10 protein-coding genes are annotated in these 12,524 nt (G+C 74.5%); 7 read left to right on the top strand and 3 right to left on the bottom strand.

The window, feature by feature from the left end:
* Positions 1-23: 23 nt before the first annotated feature.
* Positions 24-1,238, bottom strand: a complete 1,215-nt coding sequence (locus ASC60_RS18990; protein ID WP_055552397.1) for a DUF4032 domain-containing protein — start codon at positions 1,236-1,238, stop codon at positions 24-26.
* A 239-nt stretch (positions 1,239-1,477) separates the two neighbouring features.
* Here ASC60_RS18990 and ASC60_RS41720 point away from each other — a divergent pair, with 239 nt between their 5' ends.
* The 3 genes from ASC60_RS41720 (at position 1,478) to ASC60_RS18980 (ending at position 3,773) form a co-directional block, all read left to right on the top strand.
* Positions 1,478-1,621, top strand: a complete 144-nt coding sequence (locus ASC60_RS41720; RefSeq protein WP_159043288.1) for a hypothetical protein — start codon at positions 1,478-1,480, stop codon at positions 1,619-1,621.
* Positions 1,622-1,696: 75 nt separating this feature from the next.
* Entirely contained in the window at positions 1,697-3,193 is a 1,497-nt protein-coding gene (locus ASC60_RS18985; RefSeq protein WP_055552396.1) for an AlkA N-terminal domain-containing protein, read from the top strand.
* A 73-nt stretch (positions 3,194-3,266) separates the two neighbouring features.
* A complete protein-coding gene (locus ASC60_RS18980; RefSeq protein ID WP_055552394.1) occupies positions 3,267-3,773 on the top strand; it encodes a methylated-DNA--[protein]-cysteine S-methyltransferase in 507 nt (168 codons plus the stop codon).
* Positions 3,774-3,787: 14 nt separating this feature from the next.
* On the opposite strand, the gene ASC60_RS18975 is transcribed toward ASC60_RS18980, so the two are convergent.
* Entirely contained in the window at positions 3,788-5,722 is a 1,935-nt protein-coding gene (locus tag ASC60_RS18975; protein ID WP_055552392.1) for an FUSC family protein, read from the bottom strand.
* A gap of 509 nt (positions 5,723-6,231) precedes the next feature.
* Between ASC60_RS18975 and ASC60_RS18970 the strand changes: the two genes are divergently transcribed.
* The 4 genes from ASC60_RS18970 (at position 6,232) to ASC60_RS18955 (ending at position 11,257) form a co-directional block, all read left to right on the top strand.
* Positions 6,232-7,467 carry an NAD(P)/FAD-dependent oxidoreductase gene (locus tag ASC60_RS18970; RefSeq protein WP_063787162.1) on the top strand — a complete coding sequence of 412 codons (1,236 nt, stop codon included), beginning with the start codon at positions 6,232-6,234 and terminating at the stop codon, positions 7,465-7,467.
* 79 nt (positions 7,468-7,546) lie between these two features.
* The gene (gene mptB, locus ASC60_RS18965) at positions 7,547-9,013 is read left to right on the top strand and encodes a polyprenol phosphomannose-dependent alpha 1,6 mannosyltransferase MptB (RefSeq protein ID WP_055552519.1); all 1,467 of its coding nucleotides are present in this window, start codon (positions 7,547-7,549) and stop codon (positions 9,011-9,013) included.
* A complete protein-coding gene (locus ASC60_RS18960; RefSeq protein ID WP_055552517.1) occupies positions 9,010-10,248 on the top strand; it encodes a glycosyltransferase 87 family protein in 1,239 nt (412 codons plus the stop codon). Before mptB ends, ASC60_RS18960 begins: the two co-directional genes overlap by 4 nt.
* 10 nt (positions 10,249-10,258) lie before the next feature.
* Entirely contained in the window at positions 10,259-11,257 is a 999-nt protein-coding gene (locus ASC60_RS18955; RefSeq protein WP_079038474.1) for a lysylphosphatidylglycerol synthase transmembrane domain-containing protein, read from the top strand.
* Positions 11,258-11,275: 18 nt separating this feature from the next.
* On the opposite strand, the gene ASC60_RS18950 is transcribed toward ASC60_RS18955, so the two are convergent.
* Positions 11,276-12,394 carry a CapA family protein gene (locus ASC60_RS18950; RefSeq protein ID WP_055552389.1) on the bottom strand — a complete coding sequence of 373 codons (1,119 nt, stop codon included), beginning with the start codon at positions 12,392-12,394 and terminating at the stop codon, positions 11,276-11,278.
* Positions 12,395-12,524 lie beyond the last annotated feature (130 nt).

Genomic DNA, 12,524 nt, shown 5'->3' with positions numbered 1-12,524 from the left:
CGCGCCGAACCGCCCGCCGCCGGTCACTCCGGCCGGCGGGCGCCCAGGACGTTGCGGGTGTAGTCCTCGGCGGCGGCTTGCAGGCCCACGTCGCCCTGGCACCGTTCCGCCAGCAGCCAGCGGTGTTCCAGCACCTCGTAGTAGATCTGCGCGGTGTCGGCGGAGCCGCGCAGCTCCAGGGGGACGGCGCGCACCGTCGGCCGGAACTTGTCACGCACCCAGCGGTGGGCCAGCACCTCCGGGCGGGCGCCGAGCGGATCGCCGGGGGCGTAGTCCTCCTGGGTGGCCATCCACGCCTCCAGGTCGTTCAGCAGGCTGCGGGCCTGGTTCTCCTCGGCGTCGAGGCCGGTCAGCCGCAGCAACTGGCGCTGATGGTGGCCCGCGTCCACGACCTTGGGCAGAAACGTGACGGTGTCCCCGTCGGGAGAGCGTTCGATCTGCATCTCGGCCACGTCGAAGCCCAGGTCGTTCAGGCGCCGCACCCGCCGGTCGATGTAGCGGCGCTTGGCCACCGGATAGATGGACTGCCTGGTCAGCTCGTGCCACAGCGCGGTGTACCGCTCCTCGATGGCCTGGCCGAACAGCACCGGGTCGACCGAGGGGTGCAGCGAGCCGCTGGCCTCCAGGTCCATCAGCTCCCCGGCGATGTTCACCCGGGCCACCTCCACGTCGTACTCCCGCTGCCCGCTGGTCAGCTTCGGCTGGATCTGACCGGTCTCGGCGTCCACCAGATACGCGGCGTACGCGCCCGCGTCACGCCGGAAGAGGGTGTTCGACAGCGAGCAGTCCCCCCAGGCGAAACCGGCCAGATGCAGCCGCACCAGCAGCACGGCCAGCGCGTCGAGCAGCCGCTTGATGGTGCTGGGCCGCATGGTCGTCTCGAACATCGACCGGTACGGCAGCGACCCCACCAGATGGCGGGTGACCAGTACCGGCTCCAGCGGCTCACCGTCCCCGTCGGTCCGCCCCGTGACCACCGCGAGCGCGTCCACGGCCGGAACGGCGAGCCGGTCCAGGTCGCGCAGCAGCCCGTACTCCCGCACCGCCGCCCACTCCCCGACCTCCTTGAGGGCGACCACCTCGCCACCCGCCTGCGCGAACCGCACGACGTGGCGGGAGATGCCGCGCGGCAGGGCGACCAGATGCGCCTCCGGCCACTCCTCCAGTGGCATGTTCCACGGCAGGTCGAGGAGTGACGCCGGGTGCTCGGGCGAGGTGGCGGTGATCTGCAGCTCCATGACACACCAGTGTGCGGTATGCGTGTGCGACACGGGTGTGCGCCATCTCGACACACGTATCCGCCTCCGGCTGCCTTTCGAAGCGGAAACAGAAAACACCACGGTTCGCCTTGCCCGCTCCCGGCGGCTGCACCACGCTGACTTGCGGTGACACCCCAGCTGCTCGGCAGGGCATTCCCGCTGCGGCCTTCGGAAGCGGACACCACAGAGGAGATCCACGGTGACGAGGAGTGTGGCTGATGCACCTGTCGGCAGACGGGCCGAGCTGGTTCCAGCCCATGGACCGGCGGCAGGTGATGGCGGCGGGAGCCGCCTCGATGATGCGCCTGGGCCTGGGCCCCTCCCCGGTGCCGTCCGGCGCCGAGGGAACGCAGAGCCCCTGACCCTCGGCCCCCCGGGAGCGCCATGTCCGTTTTCCGCCAGCGCATCGGCCCGGGATGGCGCACAGTAGGGCTGTGATGAGCGAAGAGAGCATGTACGAGGCGGTGTGCAGCCGTGACGCGCGCTTCGACGGCGAATTCTTCTTCGCCGTCGCCACCACCGGAATCTACTGCCGGCCGAGCTGCCCGGCGACCACGCCCCATCGCAAGAACGTGCGCTTCTTTCCGACCGCGGCCGCCGCGCAGGGCGGGGGGTTCCGCGCCTGCCGGCGCTGCCGTCCCGACGCGGTGCCCGGCTCCGCCGAGTGGAACGCGCGGGCGGACGCCGTGGGGCGGGCGGTGCGGATGATCGGCGACGGGGTGGTCGACCGGGAGGGGGTGGCCGGGCTGGCGGCGCGGCTGGGGTACAGCGCCCGCCAGGTGCAGCGGCAGCTGGGCGCGGAGCTGGGGGCCGGGCCCGTCGCGCTGGCCCGCGCGCAGCGCGCCCACACCGCGCGGATATTGCTGCAGACGACCGGGTTGCAGGCCGCGGAGATCGCGTTCGCGGCGGGGTTCGCCAGTGTGCGGCAGTTCAACGACACCATCCGGGAGATCTACGCCGCCACCCCGACCGAGCTGCGCGCCGCCCGCCCGGGCCGGGCCTCCCGGTTCGGCCCGGTGGAGCGGCGGGCGCCGGGGACCGCCTCGGCGTCGGCCGGGGTGCCGCTGCGGCTCGCCTACCGGGGGCCGTACGCCACCGCCGAGGTGTTCGGCTATCTCGCCCGCCGCGCCCTGACCGGCGTGGAGGAGGTCGTGGGCGACCCGGGTGACCGCGCCTACCGCCGTACGCTGCGGCTGCCGCACGGCTACGGTGTCGTGGAGATCGACGAGCGTCCCGGTGACGGCTGGCTGGAGTGCCGGCTGCACCTGACCGAGCTGCGCGATCTGACCACAGCCACCCAGCGGATCCGCCGCCTGTTCGACCTGGACGCCGATCCGTACGCGGTCGCCGAGCGGCTGGGCACCGATCCGGCGCTGGCGCCGCTGGTGGCGGCGCGGCCCGGACTGCGCTCGCCGGGTTCGGCCGACGCGCACGAGCTGGCCGTGCGCGCCGTGCTCGGCCAGCAGGTGTCCGTCGCCGCGGGGCAGCGGCTGGGCAACGCGCTGGTCGCCGCGTACGGCACACCGCTGGCGGAGCCCAGCGGCGGGCTCACCCATCTCTTCCCGGGCGCCGACGACCTCGCCGACCGCCCGCTCACGGACCTCGGCATGCCGGAGAGCAGGCGCGCGACCCTGCGCACGCTGGCGACCGCGCTCGCCACCGGGGCGGTACGTCTGGACACCGGCGTCGACCGCGACCGGACCGAGAAGGAGCTGCTGGCGCTGCGCGGCATCGGCCCTTGGACGGCCGGTTACATCCGGATGCGGGCGCTGGGCGACCCGGACGTCCTGCTGGAAGGGGACGTCGCGGTACGGACCGGTGCGCGCCGCGCCGGGGCGTTCCTGGAGGACTCCGAGGGCTGGCGGCCGTGGCGTTCGTACGCCATGCACCACCTCTGGAACGTCCCGAAGACCGCTGCGGCTCGCCTGGCCTGACCTCTCGGCGCGGTGTCCGATTCCCGAGGGCATCGGACGGACCATCGTGAACACGCAAGGAAAGGACGGGGCCATGGCCCTCTACACGACGATCGACAGCCCCCTGGGCGAACTGCTGCTGGCGGGTGTGCCGTCCGCTACCGCCAGGGGCGGCACCGCGCTGGCCTCCCTCTCGGTGCCCCAGCAGACCCGCGGGGCCACGGTGCAGGACGGCTGGCGGCGCGACGACGCGGCGTTCACCGAGATCGTGGACCAGCTGGGGTCGTACTTCGCGGGCCGGCTCACCCGCTTCGACCTCGAATTCGTCTCCGGCGGGACGGCGTTCCAGCAGCGGGTGTGGCAGGCACTGGAGGAGATTCCGTACGGCACGACCGTCAGTTACGGCCAGATCGCCGAGCGGGCCGGCGCCTCGCGCGCCGCGGTCCGCGCCGTGGGGACCGCGATCGGCCGGAACCCCCTGCTGGTCGTGCGGCCCTGCCACCGTGTCATCGGCGCGAACGGCTCGCTGGCGGGGTACGCGGGCGGCCTGGACCGCAAGGAGCGGCTGCTGCACCTGGAGGGCGTCGCGATCGGCGGCTGACGGACACCCCCTGGCTAGCGCGAGGCGAGGCGGCGGGCCCTGCGCAGTCCGGCGGTGACATCCGCGAGGGTCGCGCAGTCCGTCACCGCCGCCCCGGCGGGCAGCACCAGGTCCGTCGGGGGCCGGCGGGTGGCGACGGCGTCGGCCAGGTCGGACAGTCCGGCGCGCAGCCGGGCGGCCAGTTCCGCGTCGGGGTACGGCGCGCCCTGGTCGAGCCGGACGCCGCACGCGGTGGCGGCGTCCACGATCTCCTCCAGCGCGGAGACCACCGGCGCCCAGGCCGCCAGGTCCCGTCCGAACGGCGGGTGTTCGGCGCTCGCCACCTCCACCGCGCGGCGGGCGTCGGCCAGTGCGCGGTAGGCCTCGCGGCGCAGCCGCAGCCGCTCCGCGTAGGGCGCCTCGGCGGTCAGCACCCGGTCCAGGTGGTCGCGGGTGGCGCGGACGGCGAGGGAGAGGCGGACGGACACCTGGGCGCGCGGGCCGCCGAGGCCGGGGAGGGCGCCCGCGGCGAGCACGACCACGCAGGCGAGCAGGGTGTCCATGAGCCGGGTGTAGCCGGGGTCGGTGTCGCCGCCGAGGTAGACGAGGGACAGCAGCAGAGGGGTGAGCACCGCCGTCTGCAGCGCGAAGTGGCGCACGGAGACGGGGATGGCCGCCGCGCACACCGACGCCACCGCGACCGGCCACAGCCCGGGCAGGCCGGTCATCGGGCCGAGCAGGGTGGCGAGCACTCCGAAGACGGCCACGCCCACCGCGGTGCCGAAGGCCCGGGAGAGGGCCCGCGAGACCAGCGGGCCCATATCGGGCTTGACCAGGAAGGTGGCGGTGGCCGGGAGCCAGTACCAGTGGTCGCCGGGCAGTGAGCGCGCGAGCACGGCGGACACGCCGACGCACAGGGCGACCCGGGCCGCGTACTCCCGTCCGGCCGGGCCGATCATCCGGCGCAGCCGCTGCCGGTGGCCGGGGCCGACGGCGCCGACCGGGGGCGCGGGTTCGCCGTCGAAGACGCGGGCGGCGAGCAGGACCGCCCGGTGCACGGCGATACTGCCCGCGGTGCCGGGCACGGGGGCGGGGAGCCGTCCCGGGGGCAGTCCGGTGCGTACGGAGCGGGCGAGCTGGGCGGGGGTGCGGGCGACCCGGGCGGGCAGCGGTTCGTTCTCCCACAGCAGGGTCAGCACCGCCTCGCTCAGCCCTCCGGCCACCGCGAGCCGGTCGCGCAGCCGCCGTTCCTCCTCGCCTGGGCGCTGCCAGGGGATGCGGTGGGCGTAGAGGGCTTCGTAGGCGGTGTCGTACGCGGAGGTCAGCCGGCGCCGCGCGGACTGGGCGCCCTCGGTGCCGACGACCGTCATCAGGTCGCCGAGGGCGTCGTACACGGCGGCCACCGCGCCCCGTTCGTCGGGCCCGGGGGCGGCCGCCGGGCGGAACCGGTGGACCAGGGGCAGCAGCGAGGCCATCACGATGACCCAGGCGGCGCCGACGAGCAGCATCCCCGCGCGCACCGGCGGAGGTTCGGGCAGCGGCATTCCGGCGCCCACCACGGCGAGCACCATCAGCTGCACCCCGGCCGCCGAGCAGACCGGTCCGACGGCGCTGAGGGCGCCGGAGACGAGCCCGACGGTGGCCAGCGCGAGGGCGATCCACGGGCCGAGCCCGAGCGTGGCGAACGAGGCGCCGGTGAAGAGGCCGAGGGATCCCGCGAGGGCCGGGAGCCCGATGCGCACGGTGCGGGTGCGGCGGGTGGCGGGGCGGTCGTTGATGTGCGCGAACATCGCGCCGAGGCCCGCGGTCACCCCGGCGGGGGTGTTGCCGGTGGCCACGCCCGCCGCCACCGCCGGGCCCACGCCGAGCGCTCCGCGCAGCACCGCCGGCCAGGGCACGGGGCCACGCAGCGTCCGCACCCCGCGCAGGGGGTGCGTCAGCCAGTGGGGCAGGGCGGGGAGCGCGCGCAAGGATCCTCCGTGTTCGGTGGGTGAGGGGTGGTGTGGCCGGCGTGGCGTCGCATCGACCCCTTCGACGGTACGTGAGCCGAAAAGAGCTGCCGTAACCCGCGTGTTTCCGCCATGTGACCCTGGGGTGGTCGACCACCGCCCATGCCACCCATGTACGTCGATGACCTGCCGCTTTTGAATTTTGACCGAGTTTATTCGTCACGCCGACCAGCTCGTGCACATGCCAGGCTCATATGTGACCCTCATTGGCCATCTTTGAACTCAGCGTGTTGTGCTGTGCACACAAGGCCAACTAGCCTCCGTGTCGCGCCTGCAGAACGGTCGTTTACCAACCGGCTCACCTGGTGAGCGCGTTGCCCCTTGCTCCGGTAACCCCGCATCGCCCGGCCCGACACCCCAAGCGTGGAGAACTCCGTGCACGTGACGTTAGATCAGGACAGATGCGCGGCCTCGGGCCTGCGCCGGGCCGCCGCCGTCCGCCCCGGCCCGGCGACCGCCCTGGCCGCGTCGTGAGCAGCCCGGTCAACGTGGTCGTCGTGGGCGCCTCGGTGGCGGGGCTCACCACCGCCGTCACGCTGCGCTCGCTGGGTTACGGCGGGCGGCTCACCCTGATCGGCGACGAGCCGCACACCCCGTACAACCGGCCGCCGCTGTCCAAGCAGATCCTGGCGGGCACCTGGGAGCACGACAGGATCAAGCTCCGCACGGACGAGGAACTGGACGCGCTCGACGCGGAGCTGCTGTTCGGCAGGTCCGCCACCGGGCTCGACACCCTCGCCGAGCGGGTCCTGCTGGACGGCGGCGACAGCGTCCCGTACGACACCCTGGTCATCGCCACCGGTGTCACCCCGCGCGGTCTGCCCGACGCCCACCACCTGGCCGGGGTGCATCTGCTGCGCACGCTCGACGACGCGCTCGCCCTGCGCGCCGATCTCCAGCGCAGGCCCACGGTGGCGGTGGTCGGCGCGGGGTTCCTGGGCGCCGAGGCCGCCGCGGCCGCGCGCCGGATGGGGCTGGACGTCACCATGATCGATCCGCGCCCGGTGCCGATGCGCCGCCAGTTCGGCGACCGGATCGCGGGGCTCGTCGGGCAGCTGCACCGGGACAACGGCGTGTCCATGCGCTGCGGCACCGGGGTGACCCGGTTCCTCTCGGCCGGCGGCCATGTCACCGGGCTCGAACTGACCGACGGAACGGCGCTGCGCGCCGATCTCGTCGTGGTCGCCATCGGCGCGGTCCCGTCGACCGGCTGGCTGGCCGGGTCCGGTCTGGCCTTGAGCAACGGCGTGGAATGCGACGCCGCCTGCCGGGCGGCGCCGGGCATCTACGCGGCCGGTGACGTCGCCTCCTGGTACAACGAACACTTCGGGGCCCGCATGCGGCTGGAGCACCGGCTGAACGCGACCGAGCAGGCCCAGGCGGTCGCCCGTAACCTGCTCGGCGACGACCGGCCGTTCGCCCCCGTACCGCACTTCTGGACCGACCAGTACGACGCCCACATCCAGGCCTACGGCATCTTTCCGGCCGACGCGGAACTCGCCGTGCTCCACGGCGCGCTGGACGACCGCCACTTCGTGGTCGCCTACGGCCACCGGGGGCGGGTGGTGGGGGTGCTGGGCTGGAACAGCCCGCGTGAAGTGCTGGAACTCCGCCGGCTGGTGGCCGACAAGGCGGCCTGGTCGTCGATCGAGGGCAGCGCGCCCCCGGTCGGGGCGCTCGCCGGAGTCGCCGGCCCGGGCGGATGACGGGGCCGACACCTCCCGGTCGGCCATCGGTGACCACGACGTCACGTTTCGGCCATACGTCACGGCGAGTGTGGGGCGGGTGCTGGTCCGTCGTGTTCTTCTCCAAGGTGCCGCCATCGCTCCGCACCACTGCCGGCTGCTCGGGTTCGCGGGCTCGGTCGCCCTCGCCGCGGGTGGTGCGACGGCCGGAGCGCTGCCCGTGGGGGACGCCCTCACCCCGGACTCCGGAAGAGCCGCGCTCGGCCTGGTCAGCACCTACTTCGGACTGGTGTTGCTGGTGGCGGCCTGGTGGTGGCTGGGGCGCGAGGTGCGCGGGCCGCGCCCGCCCGGCGTCCGCAGCCTGCTGGTGACGCTCGCCGCCTGGGCGGCCCCGCTGCTGCCCACTCCCCCGCTGTTCAGCCGGGACGTGTACAGCTACCTCGCCCAAGGGGCGATGGTGCACGCGCGCATCGACGTCTACACCCATGGCCCGGTACGGCTCGGCGGGCCGATCGCGGCGGAGGTCGCGCCGGTGTGGCAGCACACGCCCACCCCGTACGGCCCGGTCTCGCTGGCCTTCGAGAGCGCGATCGCGCACGCCTCGCGCGCCGAACTGCCCCTGGGCGTCTTCGGGTTGCGGCTGATGGCGCTGCTCGGGGTGGCGCTGATGGTGCTCGTCCTGCCCGTGCTGGCCCGCCGCTGCGGCACCGACCCGGGCTCCGCGCTGTGGCTGGGCGGGCTCAACCCGCTGTTGCTGCTGCACCTGGTCGGCGGGGCGCACAACGACGCGGTGATGCTGGGGCTGCTCGGCGCCGGGCTGGTGGCCGCGACCGGCCGGTGGCCCGCCTGCGGCGCCGTCCTCGTCACGCTCGCCGCCCTGGTCAAGGCGCCCGCCGCGCTGGGGCTGCTGGCGGTGGCCTCGCTCTGGGCGCGCCGGGCGCCGGACCGGAGACGGCGCGTCGGCGCCTTCCTCGCCACGGGCGCGCTGGCGCTCGTCACCACGGGCGTGGCCACGGCCGTCACCGGCACCGGCTACGGCTGGATCGGGGCGCTGTCCACCCCCGCCTCCGCCGGCAACTGGGCGCTGACCAGCGCACTCGGCCGGGCCACCGGCGCCCTGCTGCAGGCCGTCGGCAGCGGGCTGGCGCCGCTGGCCACTCCGGCGTGGCACGCGCTGGGACTGCTCGCGACCGCGGTCGCCGTGGTGGCCGTCTGGCTGTGGCCGCCACGCCGAGGCCCGCTGTACGCGCTGGGGCTGAGCCTGACCGCGGTGGCGGTGCTCGGCCCGGCCATCCGGCCCTGGTACCTGCTGTGGGGGCTGTTCCTGCTCGCCGCGGCCGCGCCGAGCGGCGCGGTGCGCCGCTCGGTGGCCGGGGTGAGCGGGGTGCTCGCGCTGGCCGTACTGCCCAGCGGCTTCGCCCCGGATTCCCGGCAGCTCACGTTCGCGGTGTGCGGGGGCGGGCTGGCGCTGTGCGTGCTGTGGTGCGCGCGGTGGGCCCCGGGATTCGCCGCCGGGCCGGGGCTGTCCCCGGCGAAGGGCGCGCGCCGGCCGGAGGGTTCGGCATGACGGGGCCCACCACGCCCCGCGGACGGCTGCTGCTGGCGGCCGGGCTCACCACGGCCGCGGCCCTCTTCCTGGCCTTCGTCCCGCTGCACCGGGACTGGTTCGACCTGGGCGTCTACTACGGGGCCGTCGGCCAGTGGCTGCACGACGGCCACATCTACGACTTCACCACGCCGGGTGCGGACGGGGCGGACTACGGCTTCACCTATCCGCCGTTCGCGGCCCTGTGCATGCTGCCGATGACGCTGCTGAGCTGGCCGGAGGCGGTCGGCGTCAGCATGCTGCTCAACGTGGCCGCCTCGGCGGTCGTCCTGACCTGGCTGATCGGGCCGGTTGTGCGCCGCCTGGGCTGGAACACATGGTTCGCCTTCACCGTGGCGGGCTGTCTGTTCTCCCTGCTGGAGCCGGTCCGGGACACCTTCAGCTTCGGGCAGGTCAATCTGCTGCTGCTGGTCCTGGTGCTGCTGGACGCCCGGCTGCTGGCCACCGGGCACGGCCGCTTCGCCGGATACGGGACCGGGCTGGCCGCGGCCGTCAAGCTCACCCCGGCGATCTTCATCGTCTATCTCGTGGTCACCCGGCGGTGGCGGGCCGCCACCGCCGCCACGGCCACGGCGGTGGGCGCCACGCTGCTGGCCGTGTGCGCGGCGCCCACCGCCTCCCGGGTCTACTGGACCGAGGCGCTGTGGGACACCGACCGCGTCGGGGTGCTGTCGTACGTGTCCAACCAGTCGTGGGAGGGCGTGCTGGCGCGGCTCGTGGCCCCGGTGGAGCCCAGCGGTGCCGTCTGGGCGTCCGGGGTGCTGGCCCTGCTGGCGGTGTGGGCGTACCGGGTACGGCGGGCGGCCGCCGTAGGCGACGAACCGGCGGGCTACGCCCTCACCGGCATCGCCGCCTGCCTGGTCAGCCCGATCACCTGGGTGCACCATCTGGTGTGGCTGATCCCGGCGCTCATCGTGCTCGCCGAGGCCGGGCTGCGGCCGGACACGCCACCGCGGCGGCGCCGGACGCTGCTGCGGGTCGCCGCGGTGGTCTATGTGATCCTGTGCAGCAGCCTGGTGTGGCTGTGGCGGTTCGACGCCACCGGGGTGACCGGCTTCCTCGGCAGCAACGCGTACGTGTGGATCTGCCTCGCACTGCTGCTGGCGCTGCCGCTGCGGGAGGCGGCGCCCGGTACGGCCCCGGCGCTCGCCCCGGCACCGCGGCCGGCCCCGGCCGGCCGCGCGGCGACGGGATAGGGGCGATTCGATGCGGCTGACAGCACCCGTGCGGCACACGGTGCCCCCGCAACGGGAACCGGCGCCCCGCCCCCTGTACCGGCGGCTGCCGCTGCGCCGGATCCTGTGTCTCGCGCCGCTGGTCGCGGTCGCCGTCTGGGTGGTCCGGCACCGGTCGCTGATCGGTTCCGGGGCCCGTCAGATGCTCACCGCCGATCCGTGGTGGCTGCTGACGGCGGTCACGACGACGGGTCTCGGCTGGGTCGCGGTGTCGTTCGCCCGGCAGGGCACGGTGCTGGAACGACTTCCCGCCAGGCGGCTGTTCGCCACCCAGTTCGCCGCGGGCGCCGCCAACCATGTGCTGCCGTCGGGGATCGGGGCGAGCGCGGTCAACATCCGCTTCATGACCGGCTGCGGGCTTCCCGCGGCCCGCTCCTCGGCCGCGCTCGCCCTGTACTTCCTGGCGGAGGCCGTCACCCGGATCGTGCTGCTGCTGGTGCTGCTCACCGCCTTCCCGGAGGCGCTGCGCGTCGGCCCGCTGCTGCCGGAGCGGACCGCCGGGCTGGTGGTGTGGACGGCGGTGGCGGCGGCGGTCGTCCTGGTGGCAGGGCTGCTGATGGTCCGCCGGGTGCGCCGGGTGATCCGTGACTTCCTGCGCACCGCGCTGGCCGACGCCCGCGCCCTGCACCTGCGGCCGTCCCGGGCGCTGGCCCTGTGGGGCGGTTCGCTGGCGTTCCCGTTGCTGCAGGCGTCCGGTCTGGTGGCGGTGGCCCTCGCGCTGGAGCTGGACGTCCGGCCGCCGCATGTGATGCTCGCCTATCTGGCCGCCTCCGCGGTGGCCGCCGTGGTCCCCTCCCCCGGCGGCATCGGCTCGGTCGAAGCGGCGCTGGTGATCGCGCTGGTCGCGGCGGGTGCCCCGGTCGAGGCGGCCACGTCCACGGTGCTCGCCTACCGCTTCATCACGCTGTGGCTTCCGCTGGTCCCGGGTGCGCTGGTGCTGGGCGCCCTGGTCCGCTCCAAGATCCTCTGACCGCTGCGGGACCACGGCTCAGGGCGCGGCGCGGTGCGCGGTGAGCACGTCGTCGCGGCCGAGGGCGATACGGGTACCGAGGGCGGAGCCGGTGCGGGCGAGGGTGCGGGCCAGCCATGCGGCGTCCGCGTGCGGGGCGCGGCACAGCCGCATCCGCCGGGCCTGGAGGACCACCATCCGCAAGCCCAGGAGCGCGCCGGTGTCCGGCCGCAGCGTGGCGAGGTACAGCAGCCGCAGATCGTCGCGGTACCGCTCGTAGCCCCCGATGCCCTCGTAGTCGTCGATGAGGTCGCCGCAACCGTAGAGGACCAGCTTGCCGCGGTAGATCTCCAGGGGGCGGGGGTGGTGGGAGGAGTGGCCGTGGACGAGGTCCACACCGCCGTCGATCAGGGCGTGGGCGAAGCGGATCTGGTCCTCGGGCACGTCGTGTCCCCAGTTGCCGCCCCAGTGGATCGAGACCACGGCGATGTCGCCGGGCCGCCTGAGCTGCCGTACGCGGTGGGCGAGGGCGGCGGCGTCACCGGCCGCGTGCTCGGACACCACGTCGACGCCGGATCGCCCACCGGCCGCCGCCCAGCCGGGCGGGATGCCGCTGGAGGCGGTCCCGCAGCCGAAGACCAGGACGCGCCGGTGGTCACCGACCGGGACGGCCGCGGGGCGGCGCGCCGACCTCCTGTCCCGGCCCGCGCCCGCCACCTGGATGCCCGCGGCGGCCAGGGTGTCGAGGGTGTCCTCGAGGCCGGGCCGTCCGCGGTCCAGTACGTGGTTGTTCGCCAGGACGCAGACATCGGGCCGGGCCACGGCCAGACCGGGGAGGTTGGCGGGGTTCATCCGGTAGTGGATCTCCTTGCCGGGCGCGAAGACGCCGCCGCCGGTGATGCTCGTCTCCAGGTTCACCACCCGGACATCGGGTGCCGCCCGGTCCAGCACCGGCAGCGCCTCTCCCCACGGCCAGGAGAAGCCGACCGGCCGCGGGATCGGACCGCTCGCCTCCTCCACCAGCTCGACGTACGCCCGGGCGTCGCGGATGTACGGCTCCCGCAGCGCCGGGTCGCCGGGGTGGGGCAGGATCTGGTCGACGCCGCGACCGAGCATCACATCGCCGCACAGGAACAGCGTCACCGCGTCGCCGCGCATACCTCCACGTTAATGCGGTCCCCGGCGTGAATGCCGAGACCAAGGTTCAACTAGGCTTTTCCGCCGTTTCTTCCACGCGACGTTGTGCCCGTCGACCGGGCGGAAGACACTTCCCCGGTTCCCCCGCTCC

The sequence above is a fragment of the Streptomyces sp. NBRC 110028 genome (genome assembly GCF_001417735.1).
GTDB lineage: Bacteria > Actinomycetota > Actinomycetes > Streptomycetales > Streptomycetaceae > Streptomyces.
This window is presented reverse-complemented; position numbering and strand designations above follow the sequence as displayed.

Excerpts from the sequence above, each read along its gene's own strand:
- ASC60_RS18985 (WP_055552396.1), top strand. The coding sequence starts at position 1,697 with ATGAGCGAAGAGAGCATGTACGAGGCGGTGTGCAGCCGTGACGCGCGC.
- ASC60_RS18980 (WP_055552394.1), top strand. The coding sequence starts at position 3,267 with ATGGCCCTCTACACGACGATCGACAGCCCCCTGGGCGAACTGCTGCTG.
- ASC60_RS18990 (WP_055552397.1), bottom strand. The coding sequence starts at position 1,238 with ATGGAGCTGCAGATCACCGCCACCTCGCCCGAGCACCCGGCGTCACTC.
- ASC60_RS18950 (WP_055552389.1), bottom strand. The coding sequence starts at position 12,394 with ATGCGCGGCGACGCGGTGACGCTGTTCCTGTGCGGCGATGTGATGCTC.
- ASC60_RS18960 (WP_055552517.1), top strand. The coding sequence starts at position 9,010 with ATGACGGGGCCCACCACGCCCCGCGGACGGCTGCTGCTGGCGGCCGGG.
- ASC60_RS41720 (WP_159043288.1), top strand. The coding sequence starts at position 1,478 with ATGCACCTGTCGGCAGACGGGCCGAGCTGGTTCCAGCCCATGGACCGG.
- ASC60_RS18955 (WP_079038474.1), top strand. The coding sequence starts at position 10,259 with ATGCGGCTGACAGCACCCGTGCGGCACACGGTGCCCCCGCAACGGGAA.